12 protein-coding genes are annotated in these 17,079 nt (G+C 39.8%); 3 read left to right on the top strand and 9 right to left on the bottom strand.

Features of this window, described 5'->3' with window-relative positions; all coding sequences use genetic code 11:
• Nucleotides 1–26 precede the first annotated feature (26 nt).
• A complete protein-coding gene (locus tag AB9K32_RS12135; protein ID WP_224835672.1) occupies nucleotides 27–2,396 on the bottom strand; it encodes a TonB-dependent receptor in 2,370 nt (789 codons plus the stop codon).
• 221 nt (nucleotides 2,397–2,617) lie between these two features.
• On the bottom strand, nucleotides 2,618–2,923 hold the full coding sequence (locus tag AB9K32_RS12130) for a hypothetical protein (protein WP_224835671.1): 306 nt from the start codon (nucleotides 2,921–2,923) through the stop codon (nucleotides 2,618–2,620).
• A gap of 268 nt (nucleotides 2,924–3,191) precedes the next feature.
• Here AB9K32_RS12130 and AB9K32_RS12125 point away from each other — a divergent pair, with 268 nt between their 5' ends.
• The 3 genes from AB9K32_RS12125 (at nucleotide 3,192) to AB9K32_RS12115 (ending at nucleotide 8,930) form a co-directional block, all read left to right on the top strand.
• Nucleotides 3,192–7,337 carry a gliding motility-associated C-terminal domain-containing protein gene (locus AB9K32_RS12125; protein WP_369885339.1) on the top strand — a complete coding sequence of 1,382 codons (4,146 nt, stop codon included), beginning with the start codon at nucleotides 3,192–3,194 and terminating at the stop codon, nucleotides 7,335–7,337.
• A gap of 2 nt (nucleotides 7,338–7,339) precedes the next feature.
• Nucleotides 7,340–8,281, top strand: coding sequence for a type IX secretion system membrane protein PorP/SprF (locus tag AB9K32_RS12120; protein WP_369885338.1), 942 nt, complete (start codon nucleotides 7,340–7,342; stop codon nucleotides 8,279–8,281).
• 67 nt (nucleotides 8,282–8,348) lie between these two features.
• Nucleotides 8,349–8,930: a bifunctional precorrin-2 dehydrogenase/sirohydrochlorin ferrochelatase gene (locus tag AB9K32_RS12115; protein ID WP_369885337.1), complete on the top strand. Its 582-nt coding sequence runs from the start codon at nucleotides 8,349–8,351 to the stop codon at nucleotides 8,928–8,930.
• 6 nt (nucleotides 8,931–8,936) lie between these two features.
• Here the strand turns inward: AB9K32_RS12115 and AB9K32_RS12110 are convergent, their stop codons facing one another.
• The 7 genes from AB9K32_RS12110 to AB9K32_RS12080 form a co-directional block, all read right to left on the bottom strand.
• Nucleotides 8,937–9,689: a LytTR family DNA-binding domain-containing protein gene (locus tag AB9K32_RS12110; protein WP_224835667.1), complete on the bottom strand. Its 753-nt coding sequence runs from the start codon at nucleotides 9,687–9,689 to the stop codon at nucleotides 8,937–8,939.
• Nucleotides 9,690–9,699: 10 nt separating this feature from the next.
• Nucleotides 9,700–11,646: a histidine kinase gene (locus AB9K32_RS12105; RefSeq protein WP_369885336.1), complete on the bottom strand. Its 1,947-nt coding sequence runs from the start codon at nucleotides 11,644–11,646 to the stop codon at nucleotides 9,700–9,702.
• Nucleotides 11,647–12,361: 715 nt separating this feature from the next.
• Entirely contained in the window at nucleotides 12,362–12,934 is a 573-nt protein-coding gene (locus AB9K32_RS12100; protein ID WP_369885335.1) for a hypothetical protein, read from the bottom strand.
• 342 nt (nucleotides 12,935–13,276) lie between these two features.
• A complete protein-coding gene (locus tag AB9K32_RS12095) occupies nucleotides 13,277–13,648 on the bottom strand; it encodes a hypothetical protein (RefSeq protein WP_224835664.1) in 372 nt (123 codons plus the stop codon).
• Between the two features lie 152 nt (nucleotides 13,649–13,800).
• The gene (locus AB9K32_RS12090; RefSeq protein WP_224835663.1) at nucleotides 13,801–14,805 is read right to left on the bottom strand and encodes a hypothetical protein; all 1,005 of its coding nucleotides are present in this window, start codon (nucleotides 14,803–14,805) and stop codon (nucleotides 13,801–13,803) included.
• Nucleotides 14,806–14,815: 10 nt separating this feature from the next.
• Complete coding sequence (locus AB9K32_RS12085) at nucleotides 14,816–15,766, bottom strand: type IX secretion system membrane protein PorP/SprF (RefSeq protein ID WP_369885334.1); 951 nt, start codon at nucleotides 15,764–15,766, stop codon at nucleotides 14,816–14,818.
• 14 nt (nucleotides 15,767–15,780) lie between these two features.
• Nucleotides 15,781–17,079, bottom strand: a 1,299-nt coding sequence (locus AB9K32_RS12080; protein WP_369885333.1) for a T9SS type B sorting domain-containing protein, incomplete at its 5' end; no start/stop codon positions are given.

Genomic DNA, 17,079 nt, shown 5'->3' with positions numbered 1-17,079 from the left:
TCGATATTAGACTTAATTTGATTTATTTAAAATGGTATGGTCATCGAAATGGATAAGTTCCTGCCAGGTTCCGGAACGTCGATAAGCCGATAAAAACTGGTGTGATCGTAGTATTCTGTATTGAATACATTATTTAGTTTTATGCGTAATTGCATAGGTTGTGCCGTTTTGAACATTGTTATCCCTGCCATGGCAGATATATGGAGTACTTGAAAACCTTCTGTTTTTTCCTCTGGAGGTACAATATCGTTTTGGGCAGCGGTTATCCTATATTCCGCGGTGATACTCGGTGCTTTTAAAAAGGATACATTCTTAAATTGATAGTTGGCAGAGAGCAAAGTGGAGAGGGGCGGATTAAAGGGTAGCGTGAAATCCTTTTTGGGTCCACTGGTCTGTCTGGAATACACATATTCCAAAGAAGCATCCAAACGTAGATCATTGCCGACGGTTGCACCTACCCGTGCCTCGCCACCAAAACGGACTACCTCGCTTTGGGTATATTCGTACACTTGTAAGGTCTCATAGTAATTGGAGGTAGGGTTGAGATAAATGTAATTTTCAAAATAGTTGAAAAAAGGGCTGATACCAAAATCAAAATAGTTGTTGGAATGATCGATATCCAAATCTATTTGATAGGATTGTTCTGGGTCTAGATCTATTCTTCCCCTTTCGTAACGGTACATATGATAGTTTACCCCATCTGAAGCCAACTCATTGGCCAAAGGCATTCTAAAACTCTTTCCAACGTTTACTTTATATGTAGTATTATTATTGAGGTAGCTCAAACCCAAAGAGCCGCTTAGGTTGCCAAATTCCAAATCCTCGTCTCGTGCACGTTGCAAAAATACATTGGAGGTGGTGCCATCGGGATTGTTTACAACAGATCGGAACCAGTCTGTGTAGGATGTTGTCCGCATTAGGCCAGCATCGTATCGCAAACCTCCCTGTAAGTGTAAATTTTCACTGATTTTATAATGGTCAAATACAAACACTCCCGCGGTATACCGGTCATAAGCAGGAATCAGAAAGCCCCATCCACCTATATTATTGTTCTGGTATTCCGTATTTATTCCAAAAACAATGTCATGTCTATCATTGGGCTTAAAGGTGTCTTTTAAGTTCAGCGAATAGGTGTTTTTTGTAAATACCCTTTCCCTGCTGTTGGGGGGTGTGGGCATATAACCATGGGGAACAGGTTCGGAGTGCTCCTCTCTTTGGTTGTTTTGGTAACCAAGGTCCAACTGAATGGTGTGCGCTCCTTTATAAAAAGTGGTGTTATTGGTTATTTTAAAGTGGTTTACCTTGTGGTAGGGTAAATCGATATCCCGATCGGAACTATCATAATCGATAGAGGAGTTCCTAACCTCGAGACCATGGGCATTGGCAAAGAATCCATTTTTGGCGTTTACATTGCTGAAAAAAGTTTCTGATTTAATGTTTTCCGTTACAAAACCAATGCTAGCACTGGCATTGGCTTCCATGCCCGCTGTATTTCTGAGATGATTTTCGTACAGGTCAAAAACGTAGCCCTCGTAATAAATTTTATCGGTGGGCACTTTGTAATCGCCATAATCCCGGTAGGTCAATCGCCCACGATAGAACCATTGTTCTTTTCTTCCTTGGATTCCAGTGGAAATACCTAAAAGATCATTATTGGTCTCACCAAGTAGGTTTACTTCACCATTAAAGGAGTTCGGCATGGGTATTTTTGAGGGCTGGATGTCCACTACACCGGCTATGGCATCGGAGCCATATAATAAAGATGCGGGACCTTTAATGATCTGTATGTTCTCTATTCCGTATTGGTCTATTTCGAGCCCATGATCATTTCCCCATTGTTGGGCTTCGTGCTTAATGCCGTTTTGGACCACACTTACCCGATTAAATCCGAGCCCCCTGATTACGGGTTTTGATTGCCCTGAGCCAATGGTTATGGTGCTTACACCAGGAATTTTTTTAAGGGTTTGCATTAAGCTGTTCTCGCGGTTGGTTTCCAAAAATTCCTTGTCCACTCCAACTGAAATTGTTGAGAGTTCTTGAGCCTGTCTTTTGTCACTTTTTCCAAGTAGCTCAATCTCATCTAAATTGGTCACCTTCTCCGTTAATTTTATTGTGTATTCGCTAAGGTTTCGATCCACTTCTATAACCAATTTGATAGGAGCGTAGGCAATGTGGGATATTTCAAATGTATGAGCTCCTTTAGGTATATTCTCAATAATAAATTCACCGTTTAGCGAGGAGACGGCATGTTTTGTACTACCAACAATATTGGCGCCTGATATAGGGGCCAAAGTACTCGAATCAATAACCGAACCTTTAATAGTGTAGGTTTCCTGAGCCCAAATCAAAGTGTTGAAACCAATAAACAAACAAGCAAGAAGTGTGTATTTTATCATTATAAAAACTAGATTTTGTAACTAGCTTCTCTTTTGGGGGAAGCATTTATGGAGGTTCCATCAAGTGTGTTTCTAGTATAGAGGGTCGACTTAATGCTTAAAACAAGTATTTGTCAAAAACTGATGTATTGCATACACCATAAGCAAGTTTTGGATTTTAAGCAAAATCAAGTCATAGTAAATGGTAAAAATCTAAATACCAAAAACGAGGATGGAGGATGTTATGTGGTAGGGGGAGGCCTCGAAAACAGATGGCTTATGGTAAGCGTTCCGGAAACCTCAAAAAAATAGGAATTGGTAACTTTTGGATAGTAAACCACAGTGTTCTCAATGGTAGGCTCAACAATATCGTTTACTATTCCAGGGGATTGACTATCGTGTGCTATATTCAAGCATATCTCACAATGGTCTAGATAATCGTCTGTATCGTTATGATGGGTTAGCGCATGTAAGCCTACGAGCTTGGTTGCCAAAAAGAGGACAAACAAACCGTAAGCGATACTATTGCTAAGACGATTCTTTTTCATGGAAAAGCAAATTTATAAAAAAACCAGCGAAATGTGCTAATGGTCAAGGATGTTTGAATTAAGATGAATTAAATATTGGGTTTAGTATCGTTTTATATCTACAATAAGAAAGAAAAGCTTAGGAAAAGGTAGGTTGTTTCTTTCATCATATTTATACTATTTCACAACAAAAGCCCCTTTGCATACAACATAACTTATCTATTCTAGCCTGTTCTTGATAAGTTTGGAGAAGCCTTACTTCGTAAGGATAAACCTCAGCAGCTAGACTATGAACAAACCGCTAACCCTCCTGCGTTGCAGGCATTCTTTATTGATGGTACTTTTTGTCTTGGCATCAATTAAAGCTGGATATTCGCAGGATTGTTCGGTCAATGCAGGTTCGGACCAAAATTTTGACCGTACGACGACGGTGTTTTTGGGTGCCGATGTGCCTCCGGTCGGTTCCGGTGTTTGGACACAACTATCGGGCCCAACCCTAGTGACTTTTGATGATGCCACCGATCCAAGCACCCAAGTCTTCAATACTGCTTTGGGAACCTATATTTTTGAATGGACCGTTTCGGATGTTACCTGCAATACTGCTTCGGACACAGTGGGGATTACCATCGAAGGAGTAGATTTGGAACTGGAAATAGTAGTTAACGATCCACTGCCGAATATTGGTGATGTAGTGACTTTTACAATTAATTTGAGCAATTTTGGGGATGTTGACGCCACGGGTGTCGCCATTGAAAACCTTGTTCCATCTGGTTTCAACAATGTAACCGCAATAAACAATAGCGGAACTTTTAGTTTTATTACGGATAAAGTTAGTTGGACAGGTATAAACGTTCCTGTAGGTACAAATACGGCCTCACTGAGTTTTGATGCTACCGTATTGACCCCAACGGCAACGATGGGGGAGTTTACACACGTTGCAGAAATTATTTTTGCCGATCAATTGGATGTGGATAGTACACCGAACAACGATGACGGAGATCAAAGTGAAGATGATGAGGACAATATTACTCCAGCACCCCAACAAGCCGATTTATCACTGACCAAAACAGTGGTAGGAGGGGATTTATCTCCCTTTGTGACCGAACAGATCGGTTTTGAAATAACCATTGCCAACAATGGACCGCACGACGCCACTAATGTACGGGTCGTAGATCAAATACTTTCGGGCTTCAAATATATTTCCTATTCAGCAACAACAGGCACGTACGATCCCATTAGCGGCTTTTGGGAAGTGGGGACATTGGCCAATGGCAGTATTCAAACACTTACCATAAATGTAGAGGTCAATGCGACAGGAAACCATACCAATACCGCACAAATTATCGCTTCGGACGCTTTTGATATAGATTCGACTCCGGCAAATGGTGTTTCCTCAGAAGATGACCAAGGGGATGTAGTAATATCGCCCCAGGAGTTGATCGATCTATCCTTGACCAAAAGCATTGATAAATCCCCACCATTGGTGAGCGATAATGTCCGTTTTACAATTGTAGTGACCAATGATGGACCAAGTGATGCCACCTCGGTGGAAGTTACCGACCTGTTGCCATCGGGATACACTTACGTTTCGGACAATAGTGGAGGAACTTATAACCAGATAACTGGAATCTGGAATGTTGGTACATTGTCCAGTGGCAATTCAACGAGCCTTTCGATTTTGTGCAATGTAAATGCCTCCGGTATTTACGAAAATACAGCAGAAATTACAGGACATGACCAAACAGATGTGGATTCCGCACCAAATAACGGTCTTCTGGGAGAGGATGACCAAGATAGTATTTCGGTGGTCCCCGAACCGTTGGTAGATATTGAAATAACCAAAACTGTTGACGAACTTGTCCCAGAAGTCGGAGAAGAAATACGCTTTACGGTAACCGTACAAAACAATGGCCCCAGTGATGCCACCAATGTTGTGGTAACGGATGTACTGTCAACAGGATATCAGTTGTTGGCAGCAAACCCATCTGTGGGAACGTACAATGCCACCAATGGTTCTTGGGTAGTGGGCAATTTGGCGAACGGGATTTCGGAGACTTTGGAAATATCCGTAGATGTGTTGCCAACTGGAAACTACAGCAACACGGCCGAGTTGACCAATGTGGCCGAAAGGGATATAGATTCAAGCCCCAATAACAATAACGAGACCGAAGATGATCAACAGACCATAGAACCAATTGTAGTTCCGGTGGCCGATCTCCTGTTGCGCAAATCCGTAAACGAATTGAGCCCGTACGTGGGACAAAATGTGATCTTTACCCTAAACATTACCAATTTAGGCCCTAGTGAAGCCTCAGGGGTTCAAATTATGGATCTATTACCGGACGGTTATACCTATGTTTCCCATGGCGCAACTGCGGGAATTTATATCCCTACAACGGGTATGTGGACCTTAAACGCAGATATCGGCGATGGAAACACAGAAACACTTTCTATAGTGGCAACAGTGAACGATCAAGGGGATTACTTTAATGTAACCGAAGTATTTGCCGCAGATCAATTGGACCCCAACTCCATTCCCAATAACAATAATGTTTTTGAAAACGATCAAGATAGTGCTGGTACTACACCCGTGCCATCTGCAGATTTAAATTTGAACTTGGCGGTGGACAACGAGTTTCCTGATGTAGGAACACAGGTAACCTTTACCGTAACATTGGCCAACCAAGGTCCCAGTGATGCCATTGGAGTGGCCTTGGAAAATTTACTTTCGGATGGATTTACATATATTTCCGATAATTCTAATGGGTCGTTTGATCCATCTACAGGACTTTGGAATGTTGGGAATCTTGCCTTGGCAACCCAGATGGAGCTGAGCATCGTAGCTGAAGTGAACCCGACAGGAGATTACGATATAAACTCCGAAGTGGTAAGTGCTACTTTTTTTGATGTAGATTCCACACCGAACAACAATATCCCAACAGAGGATGATCAAGATTATAAAACAATATCTCCACGACAAGTGGCGGATATTTCAATAAGTCAAACTGTAAGCAGCATGAATCCTGAAGTTGGTGATGAAGTGGTCTTTACCATTCAAATTGCCAACAATGGCCCCAACCATGCGACCGGGCTGATCATCGAAGATGAACTGGAGAATGGTTATCAATTTGTGTCCGCCATGCCTTCTGCCGGTGTTTATGATGAAATAGCAGGGTCTTGGGATCTGCCTTCCCTTGCCAATGCAACAACCCAAACTTTGGAAATAAGAGTAATCGTACTTCCAAATGGAGAGTATAAGAATACTGCCGAACTTATAGCTTCGGACATTTATGACCCCGATTCCACCCCAAACAACAATTTGGGCTCTGAGGATGATCAATCAACGATAATTCCAGTTCCGGGCGGACTTAACGATCTTTCTTTATCCAAAACGGTGGATAACGCCAACCCGAATGTGGGAGATCTAGTTCGCTTTGTGGTGAGCATTACCAATAATGGGCCGTCCGATGCAAGAAATGTTTCGGTTACCGATATATTGCCTATCGGTTATACTTACGAATCCCATAGTGCTACCGCGGGTGTTTACCAAGCAAATGCTGGACTATGGAACATCAATAGGGCAATTTTGAATCAGGATACGGAAAGCTTGGAGATTTTGGCGGTGGTCAATCCGCCCACAGGGACCGAGAACGAATATTTGAACGAAGCATATATATCGTCAAGTTTATATCCAGATCCTGACAGTGACCCATCAACAGGTACCAATGCAGATGATCTTTCCGATGGCATTGTGGATGACGATGAGGCCGCTGCTTTTGTAGTGCCACAAACAACCGATCTGGTCATCACAAAACATGTGGACAATGCCTCGCCCAATATCGGGGATGAGGTAATTTTTGAGATTACCGTTGTCAATCAAGGTTTAGATGACGCCACCCATATCGGAATTCAGGAAGAGTTGCCATTGGGATATACATATGTAAGCCACGAAACAACCAATGGAACGTACGATGCATCGGCCTCTTTTTGGGAAATTGAATCTTTGCCAACAACAGAATCGGCCACACTATTGCTTACGGTTGAGGTTGCGGATGTTGACGATTACATCAACCGAGTGAGTTTGGCATTTGTAGATCAATGGGATATAGATGAAAGCAATAACTCCGCTGAGGCTTTTGTGGAACCTGGTTGTTTGGTGGTGTATAACGAGTTTTCGCCCAATGGGGACGGGGTAAACGACTATTTTAAAATCGATTGTATTGCGCAATATCCGAACAATTTGCTACAAGTGTACAACCGATGGGGAAATATTGTTTTCCAGACAAGATCGTATAAAAATGATTGGGACGGTACCACTAATGGCCGTGCCGTAGTTCAACCAGAGGATCAATTGCCCGTGGGAACATATTATTATGTGTTGGATTTGGGCGATGGTTCGGAACCACGAACCGATTGGTTGTATATAAACAGATAAGTATGGGGATGGTTTGGTTTAAACATAAAGTAAAAGGGGCAAGGCAAATCTGTTTTCTGCTCATGGTTCTGTTTGTCTATTCCGGTTATGCTCAACAGGACCCCCAGTTTACCCAGTACATGTACAATACCATGAGTGTTAACCCTGCATTTGCCGGTAACCATGGCCATTTAACTGCTCTATTGTTGCATCGTTCGCAATGGGTAGGTGTAAATGGAGCTCCGAATACCCAAGTATTGGCCGTGGATATGCCATTGGAAAATAAAATCGGGGCAGGGGGGATTATTACCCGAGATGCCCTTGGTCCATCTTCCGAAATTTCTGTGGATGGCAATGTTTCGTATACCATACAATTGGACAGTGCCAATAGTAAACTTTCTTTTGGCATGAAATTGGGCGGACGCATTTTTGATGTTGATTTTTCCAAGGGCCTAACAGAGGACGCCGATGTGGCATTTCAGAATAATATAAAGAGCAAGTTTTTCCCTACTATTGGTGCAGGGTTGTTCTATGATACCAAAAAAGGATATTTGGGGTTTGCTATTCCCAATTTCTTTTCACAAAAACACTACGACGGGGAAGAGCAGGAGATAGCTGCCGAACGGCTACATTATTATTTTATAGGGGGCAAAGTAGTGGATTTGACCCCAGATGTAAAGTTAAAACCTGCCTTTTTTGTAAAATGGGTGCCCGGTGCGCCGATTATCGCCGATGTATCGGTAAACGCTATGCTACGGGAAACCTTTACCTTTGGATTGGCCTACCGCTGGGACGATTCCTTTTCTACTTTATTGGGCATGCAGATCAACCCCAACTTTAGTGCTGGGTATGCCTATGATCTAACCACCTCCAATTTGGCTAGCTATACAGGTGGATCACACGAGTTATTTGTTAGGTACGAGTTTAAATCCTCAAAAAAGCAGAAAGACCCCCCTACATTCTAACGATCCGTATTCCCCGGCCGGAAATAGTCAGTATCTTTGGCAAAGTTTTAGTTGTAAACAAAACGCTATGGAGAGGAATGAATTGTACCCCATTTTTTTAAAGGTTTCCCATTTAAAGGTACTCATTGTTGGGGGAGGTAACGTAGGCTTGGAAAAGTTGACTTTTTTGCTGAAATCCAGTCCACGGGCACAGGTTCAAATGGTAGCGCCCGAATTTTTATCAGATACTTTGGAATTGGCCAAAAAGCACAATGTTGAGATCACAAAGGATGTTTATGCAGATCATTTTCTAAAAGGGAAACACATTGTGATCGCCTGTACGGACAAGCCCAAGGTCAACGAGCAAGTGTACCATGATTGTAGGGAGCAGGGTAATTTGGTAAATGTGGCGGATAATCCTCCATTTTGCGATTTTTATATGGGCGGTATAGTGACCAAGGGAAATGTGAAAGTTGCCATATCCACCAATGGGAAATCGCCAACAACGGCCAAGCGCCTTCGTCAATTTTTTGAAGATGTACTGCCGGACAACATTGATGATCTCGTAAACAATCTGAACAAATATAGGAAGACCTTAAAGGGGGACTTTGAACAAAAGGTCGAAGCACTGAACGAATTCACCAAAGGATTGGTAAGCAATAAGGATTAAGTCCTTCTACAAACGTTTCATGGCCTCTATTAGGTCGTCTTTTTTTCTTGGGGAAATATTTACCTGCAAATCGTTGTTCATAATTACATATCCCCCATCTGACTTCACATACTTTTTTACCTTTTTTAGATTGATGAGAAAACTGTTATGAACCCTCATGAACTGGTGTTCGGATAACAGGTTTTCATATTCTTTTAAATGTTTGCTCACCAGTAGGGTGTTCTCGTCCTCGAGCATAAAGATGGTATAGGAGCCATCTGCTTTACAAGCGATAATTTCGTCTATCCCGATAAATTCCATTCCTGCCGTGGTGGCCAAACAGATTTTTTCCGGTCTAACCTTACCGCGGGAGATGCTTTGCATTAAAGTATCCAATTGCTCCCGGTACACATTGGTGTCCATACGGGTTCTGGCTTTCTCTACGGCTTGTTGTAGCTCGTCCAGATCTATGGGTTTAAGTAGATAGTCCAAGGAGCTGAACTTTATGGCCTTTATCGCATACTTTTCGAATGCGGTGGTAAAAATCACCTCAAAATTTGGATCTTTGATCTGTTCAAGAACATCGAAACCTACTCCCGATTGTAGTTCTATGTCCAGAAAAACAATGTCGGGGCTGTAAATGGATAATACTTTTACGGCTTCTTGAACAGAGCCGGCCGTTGCAATTACTTGAACGTCTTTGCAAAATTCTTCCAACATAGACTTTAGGGTTTCCCTGCTATGTTTTTCATCTTCGATAATTACTGCTTTTAAAATCATTGGGTTGGTATTAGGGGTTATGTATTTTTAGTATCACTTTGGTTCCTTTTGATTGACTGTTAGCATCATACTTGTCCACAATCTCTACCGTATTTTTGTTGGGCTGGCCGTTATTGAGTAGTTGTAGCCTTTTTTGGGTAATCTGCATCCCGCGGGATTTTTGACCAGTTTTGTTTAATACTCTATTCTTATTATGTCGTCCAACACCATTATCTTCAACTTCTATCACGCAGAATCCATCTTTATTGTAGATTCTAATTTCAACTTCTTTTTTCCCCTCTTTTTTGCCTATTAACCCGTGGATCAATGCATTTTCCACAAATGGCTGCACAAGCATTAAAGGTATGTTGACATTTTCAGTGTCAAGATTCTCTGCCACGTTTATTCTATATTGAAAAGAGCTGTCAAAGCGCAAGGATTCCAACTCAAGATACGATTTTATTACACTGATTTCTTCATCTAGTGTTACCGTGGTCAAATGTGAGCTTTCAAGCACATTTCTGGTGAGTTTGGAGAATTTTGACAGATAGTTGAGAGCGGACATTTTATCGTTTTGAATGATCAGATGTTGAATAGAGCTTAATGAGTTAAAAATAAAATGTGGGTTCATTTGCGCTTGTTTGGCAACTATTTCTTTGCTGAAAACTTCTTTCTGTAGATTAAGTCTATCCATATAATCAAGTTTTATCTTGTAACCCAGACCTAGGGAGAAAATCAAGATTTCTATGATCAATCCTGTCATCATATAGTTTTTATCGCCAGAGAATAAGTAGGCCAGGGCCCCGATCATATATATGAAAGAACCTAAAACAATAAAAATTACCAATGAATCCTTGTATTTAAAAGCTAAATAGGTCATTGAGAAAAGCCCCCAAATGGTCATAAATCCTCTCTGTACATCCAATATTTGGTCCTGAAACTGATAAAAGGACAAGAAATAAGCAATGAAATGAAGAATAATCAATACTATAAGGACGGCAATAACAATGTTTATTATGCTGTTTAAAAACGTGTAGTTTTTTTTGGTGTTCAGGTATAGTTTGGCAAAAATCAGATAGAAGAGGTTTATAAATATTTGAGATATGACGTTTATCCAAAAAGTATACTTACTATTAAAAAAAATGTACAGCTCTGGCACGTTGTTACCTGCAAGATAAATTATAGAAAACAGAACGTATAATGAATAGAACAAGAATTCGGTTTTCAAGATAGTAAAATATATGACCAAAAACATTATGCAGATCATAGAACAAGCCCCTAGATAGTAGAGAGAAGGTGCGATTGTTCTTAAGTCCATATCTGTATAATAATCGGTATAAAATCGGTTGGACACATTGGGTAGGTAGTGAAACTTTAAGGGTTGTGCTACAGGGAAGTATGTTTTGATCTTAACGTATAGATATCTATCGAAAAATAAACCTTCTTTATCGAATGGAGCGCCATTATTGTATAATAAAGAACTTTGTTTTTCCGTACTGTTAAATTTTCCGAATTTATATTCCTCGATCTCGTCCCCGTATTCACTAAATAAAGTAGCTTCACTTAAACTGGGAGATCTGAGTGACCATTGCTTTTGCGTACACAAGGTTTCACGGTCTTTTTTAAGATCCAGTCTAATCCAATAGGTAGCATCTAGGTTATCTATTGGGTTTGTTGTAAAAGGAGTGAAACTATAGTCGTGTTGGAGAATGTCTTCAATTTCCAGAAGATTACTTTGATCTTTCAAGTATGAAGATTGAATCATTGTTACTTCACGATCGTCTGAAATTTGTTGGGCAGTAATAAGTTGTAAAGGACTTATAAACCACAGAACAAAGAATACCCATGTTAAGAGCACGGGATTAATGGTAGAATTAAATTTGATTTTAAATAGGTCGAACCTTTTAGTGACAAGCAATAAAAAGGCTGCTTTGTTGTATTTTTTTGTGTTTAGCACATTGTTGATCGAGTAGGGCATTAATCGGGTTAAGTTTAAAAAAGAGATAGGATTTGTGACTTTAAAAAGATTTTTCTTTCATTTGTTGGGGAATTTGATTATTATTTTTATATTTGGGTAATTGCTGAAGTTCTACACTTTGTAAAATAAAGCATTGAAACAACTCTGTTTTCGTTTTTTTTAGTTAATATCAAGTTACTCTTTTTTTCTGAACTTAAGTGTTTAATTTTCTGAGTGAAATAAAACCAATTACTACTTCTCTTTGGTTTAAAAAGCTCTTTGGGGGAAGTATACACTTACTCAATTAATACTGGCTCATCATTTTTTTATAGGACAATGGAGCGTAAGTGTGAAAATAACTCACCACTTTCTTTTCTTGTTTTAACTGTTGCGCAGCATAACCCCATACTTGCTTTCAGCTGAAGAAATTACTAATGGTGAGTTTTATCAAATAATCTATCTAAATATTTTGGACTGCACTGTCTTCATCGCCAGAACCGAAGACAAGAACAATTATTTCATGTGTGCAGCCCATAGTTTATTTTTTTCAATGGTTAAATCTACATTGCCTAGAGTTAAAAAATCATGCTGATTTGATGTAAGGGGTGTTTCAATTCACGAATGCCCTTTTTGGGTTTATATAATAGTATTCTCTTTTTATAAAAGTGGGGTTTACAGACTTTATGAAACCCCACTTGGTAACAGGAGAACACTAAATTTTCTTGTTGGATAATTGTTATGCCGAATGGCACAAAGTATGTTCCTTGCTTTTTGAACTTAAACTTCCCAAAGATTTTTTAGTGGGCATTTTAGCGATAAAATGCCCTTTAAAATCAATGGATGCGATGTTGCTTACATAACCTAGAACATCTTCATAATCGTTGATGTTTATTCCCGATTTTTTTAGGTTTTTGTGTATCATGGATGTATTTGAACCTGTTTCCCAATTACCGTTGACCCTTGAATCCTCGGATTTAATGATCAAAACTTTGAGTTTTTTTAAATGCCATGTGGGAACATAAAAATTCGAAACTCCATCTTTAATAGATTTAAATGTTACATAAACCTTCCCTACATTTTTATATACATTTACCTTATAGCCCATTGCGGGGTTGTTCAAGGGTAATTTAAGGCACGAATTCTCCGACTCTAAATAAAAAAGTATTGGATTGTTCCTGAGTATGTTTTCTGTGATTTGAGGAACATCTAAAGTAAAGGACCATCCCGGTAATTGTTCCCTAATATCAAAAGATAACAGCTCCACGGTATTTTGAGTTGATGATTGGGGAGTATCCTTGTGACTCCTCATTATAGATGGAGACTTTTTTATAAGATAAACGGGATATCCTATAATAATAGCAGCGCAAAGCAACGTCCAAATTATGGTTAGTAAATGCATGAAATAAATATTTGTTTAAAACCTGGGAACTTTAAATCACACCACAAATAACAAATTAATATTGAGTATTTTGGGTGCCAATTCACGAATGGGTGTTTCCAATTGACGGATGAAAATCAATCGATTACATGTTCCTTTTTATGGATGAAATGCATGGGCTTCTCGATTTATGCCAATTCCCAAAACGGGCATTGGCATAAATCCTGTGAAAGTTTAACAACTCAAGCATAGAAAAGTTATAGAGTAGACCGTTTATTTCTTTTCTGCGTTTTGAATCTGGCCAATAACCCCCATAACATCATAATTGGCGATTTTTCGCGTGCTGTAATTCCTTTTTATATGGTTGATATAGGTATGAATTTCTAATGTGTAATAATTTTCAAGCTCAAATACAGGGTCCTTGGCAATTTCAAGACTGCTGTTTACTTTCATTTTTCCATAAGCCCTAGCATGATAAACAATTTTGTGATTATTGTTCTCGTTATCCATCCATTCAATGGTCACCTCAATAAAATCATCCATTCGCTCCTTTAATTTATAAGAGGCATGTTTTGGTATTTTACCAAATTCGTATTCTGATTTTACCAGGTCTAAAATCCATTTTTCTAAAAAATTCCCTTTCATTGTCATTTAAGTTTTAGGTGTTCTGATTTGGTCCTATTTCAGGAGTTTGGTTCAATATTATTGGGGTATAATATGGTTCAATAAATTAAGTTGAACATATGTACTTGGTGTTCGGTCCTTCCGGGAGTAGATTATGAACTACTGATGATTTACTAATTATTTTCGAATATTTTTTTAAACCAATTTATGGCATTGGTTCGCGCAATGGCTCTTTTGTTGTTGTCCCCGAAATCAAACCCATGGCCAACACCTTCGTATATTCTAAATTCAACTGGAGCTCCCTTTTCCTTAAGAACATCGATCATACAAAGCGTGTTTTCCGTTAAATAGCCGTCCGATGGGATTTGATATAACATTGGTGCATAGGGCTCAAAAACATTTCCGTTTAGGGCATTTCCGCCACACGGACTTGCTCCCCAATAATTGTAGCCGCCAGAACCACCATAATAAAATACACCTCCTGCAAACCCTGTTTCTGGGTTGGGTGCCGGAGCTAAAACCCCAGAGGAGGAATTGTATTCCTTTCCATCAAAAGTTTGGGTCCATTGCCAATCGGCAGGTGTCTTGTTCGTATTGTACAAGGTAGAGGCAACAGCGCTTGCCCCATCTGAAAACCCAAGTAATCCTACATCTTTAGGGTTGACCAAATTGGTGCCATCTTCCAATTTAAGCTTTCGTAATACATCTAGGGCGGCATAGGCATCTCTTGGTCGAATAAACTGTGAGCTTATTTTAAAATTATCCGGAGCAGTTGTCCATTTTCCCGATCGGGTGGATACTCCTCTGCCCGAATAACTATCTACAAATGCACCGATTATACAATTTGCATTGAACAATTCTCGCCATTCGCTATTTTGACCTGACATTTTACCTGTTTTTGGATCATGATCAATCCACATTCCATCTGAACCGTGCATTACAACTACTGCAGAATGCCCTCCGGAATCACAACCTTCGGGAATCGAAAGAACAATGGGAATTTTGTAGTTGTCCACAATGGCATAAACCAATGTGTCCTTGGTAGATTGTTGAACAACAACTTCGGGACTATCCAAGGCAGATAATACCGCATCATCCTGACTACAGGACAAACAAGACATACCGATAATTAAAGATAGTAGGTAAATTTTTGATAAAGATTGGGTAAGCATTTTCATAATGTTAATATTAATAAGTACATGAGCAATTTGATATTCCTTGAAATAAATCGATTCCAAGGGTAACCACATGGGTCCCCGAGGAATATCCGAGTAATTCGTTTACAATGACTTGATATGAGTAACCGAAGTAAAAATCCCCCTTCTTCAGCCCAATAATTGGGGCTATATAAAGTGGGGATCCTAACTGATCGTTCAAAAACCTATAAGTAAGTCCAGCATAGTAATAGTCCAGAAAATCGTACCATTTGAACTTGGTGTTTACATCCGTTATAGATCTTCCATCATTTTCAAAATATTGGAAAAAGACAGAAGGTTCTATTTCAAAGTCAGCCCTTCTACTTTTTCTGAATTTATATCCAGAATACACAGAGTAATTACGTAAAGTGTTCGGTTCAAAAATAGGGTCGAATTTTTCCAACTGTTTGTTCAAAATATTGGCGGCATTGACACTCATGTAAAATCCGTTACGACGGTACAAGACTCCAATATCAAAATTTGGATTGCTGGATGACCTGTCGTTTGTTATGGCAGGATCATCACCGGCTTCAGGGTCAAAATTTTCAATATCGAATCTGATCTGATTAAGGTTGAAGGACAATGCGAAGGAGAAGTATTGGTCGTCATATTTATCCATGGTTAAATGGTGTGCAAAAGAAACTTTGCCTCCCCGTTGTTTGGTTTCACCATTGGAATCATTGTAAATCACCATCCCAATTCCTGATCGGTTTCCCAAACGCACATCGGCGGACAATGTCTGTGTATCTGGAGCATCCTTAATACCTACCCATTGGGTTACCCCATTCATTCTTACCTTAACATAGTTTCCAATTCCAGCATAGGTAGGCGACATTAAAAACGGGTTGTCCGATAAGTATTGAGACAATTGAGGTATGGTCAATTCCTGTCCCTTCATCAGTAAAAAACTCATACACATTAATGTCATTATAATTTTCTTCATCTATCAATTCAATTTTATCTATACAATGTAAAGTGTCCTACAAACTCACGTCCAGACCCATCATTTAATTTTACTATATACCAATAATCGCCAGATGGCATAGGTTTTGAATCATATTCGCCATCCCAGGCCTCCGAAGGCCCTAGAGTCCATATCTTTCTTCCATATCTATCAAAAATGTATGTTTCTATATCAGGGAACAGTTCAGTGTTTCTTGGAGCCCAATAATCGTTTTGTCCATCAAAGTTTGGAGTAAAGAAATCCGGAATAGTGATTTCCATTAAGTTCATGGAAATACTTTGTACAACCTCGCAACCATTACTGTCAATCACTCTTACTGTAAAGGCTCCACTTCTGGTAATGGTATATGTGTTGGAATCAGTTGCATCATTATCATCAAAATAATAGGTGTAAGGCGCAGTGCCACCAGTAACATTTGCAGTGATTTGATTCACATATTCGCTGGTAAGCGATAACTCTAATGGTTCAAAGTTTTCAACCTCAAATGTAATCTCACCTACACAACCATTGCTGTGGAGTATGAATAGACTATGGTTTCCAGGATTTATATTTCCAAAATCAGGACTTAGGATAAAATCATTCGGGTCAGTAGAGTCCAGAGCATATAGCACATCACTGCTGATAGATGAATCAGAGAGAGTTACATCAATTGTGTTTGATGGAAGGTTGGCATCGCACAAATACATTACATCTACCGAACCACTAAGGTTGGGTCCGCCTTGCAGAATGGTAAAATTTGTATTGGTTTCACAACCTGTGTCATCAATCACACTCATTTCATAATTTCCAGGAGACAAATCGGTTATGGAGAATGAATCTGTATTGAAAACCATAGGTTCCATACTGTTAAGCTGAACGGTAACAGGGAAATCCGCATCTCCGATTTCTATTGAGACCGAACCATTGTCATTTTCCCAGCAGGTTTCATGCTGAACATGGGTAGAGACACTAAATCCAGTAATGTTCACGGAAAATGAATTTTCTACGTAAGGGCATATCCCATTGCCTGGACTGAATATATATATAGTTTGGGAAGTTGAAATAACATCCCCAGCGGACAAAGGTGTTCCTGTTCCCCCACTTCCAGTAAAATAGTTTCCATTGGTTAATTCAGGTAGGACATAAGAATCACATGCCTCTACGTTGCTCAGATTATCTGCATCGGGCTGTTGTTGTTCTGTGACGGTTATGGTCGCAGTTGCATCTGTTGCGCAGGGTGCCGTTGCGGCCACGGTATAGGTATATGTCCCTGCACCTGCGGGGGCGGGGGACCATGTTCCCCCTGCATCTGG

It is taken from the genome of Allomuricauda sp. XS_ASV26 (genome assembly GCF_041224615.1).
In the GTDB taxonomy this organism is placed as follows: Bacteria; Bacteroidota; Bacteroidia; order Flavobacteriales; family Flavobacteriaceae; genus Flagellimonas; species Flagellimonas alginolytica.
The sequence above is the reverse complement of the archived record's forward strand: the minus strand, read 5'-3'. Positions and strand labels throughout refer to the sequence as shown.

Coding starts and splice junctions, on each gene's coding strand:
- AB9K32_RS12095 (WP_224835664.1), bottom strand. CDS start 13,648: ATGAAAGGGAATTTTTTAGAAAAATGGATTTTAGACCTGGTAAAATCA.
- AB9K32_RS12100 (WP_369885335.1), bottom strand. CDS start 12,934: ATGAGGAGTCACAAGGATACTCCCCAATCATCAACTCAAAATACCGTG.
- AB9K32_RS12090 (WP_224835663.1), bottom strand. CDS start 14,805: ATGAAAATGCTTACCCAATCTTTATCAAAAATTTACCTACTATCTTTA.
- AB9K32_RS12105 (WP_369885336.1), bottom strand. CDS start 11,646: ATGCCCTACTCGATCAACAATGTGCTAAACACAAAAAAATACAACAAA.
- AB9K32_RS12115 (WP_369885337.1), top strand. CDS start 8,349: ATGGAGAGGAATGAATTGTACCCCATTTTTTTAAAGGTTTCCCATTTA.
- AB9K32_RS12085 (WP_369885334.1), bottom strand. CDS start 15,766: ATGAAGAAAATTATAATGACATTAATGTGTATGAGTTTTTTACTGATG.
- AB9K32_RS12125 (WP_369885339.1), top strand. CDS start 3,192: ATGAACAAACCGCTAACCCTCCTGCGTTGCAGGCATTCTTTATTGATG.
- AB9K32_RS12120 (WP_369885338.1), top strand. CDS start 7,340: ATGGGGATGGTTTGGTTTAAACATAAAGTAAAAGGGGCAAGGCAAATC.
- AB9K32_RS12130 (WP_224835671.1), bottom strand. CDS start 2,923: ATGAAAAAGAATCGTCTTAGCAATAGTATCGCTTACGGTTTGTTTGTC.
- AB9K32_RS12110 (WP_224835667.1), bottom strand. CDS start 9,689: ATGATTTTAAAAGCAGTAATTATCGAAGATGAAAAACATAGCAGGGAA.
- AB9K32_RS12135 (WP_224835672.1), bottom strand. CDS start 2,396: ATGATAAAATACACACTTCTTGCTTGTTTGTTTATTGGTTTCAACACT.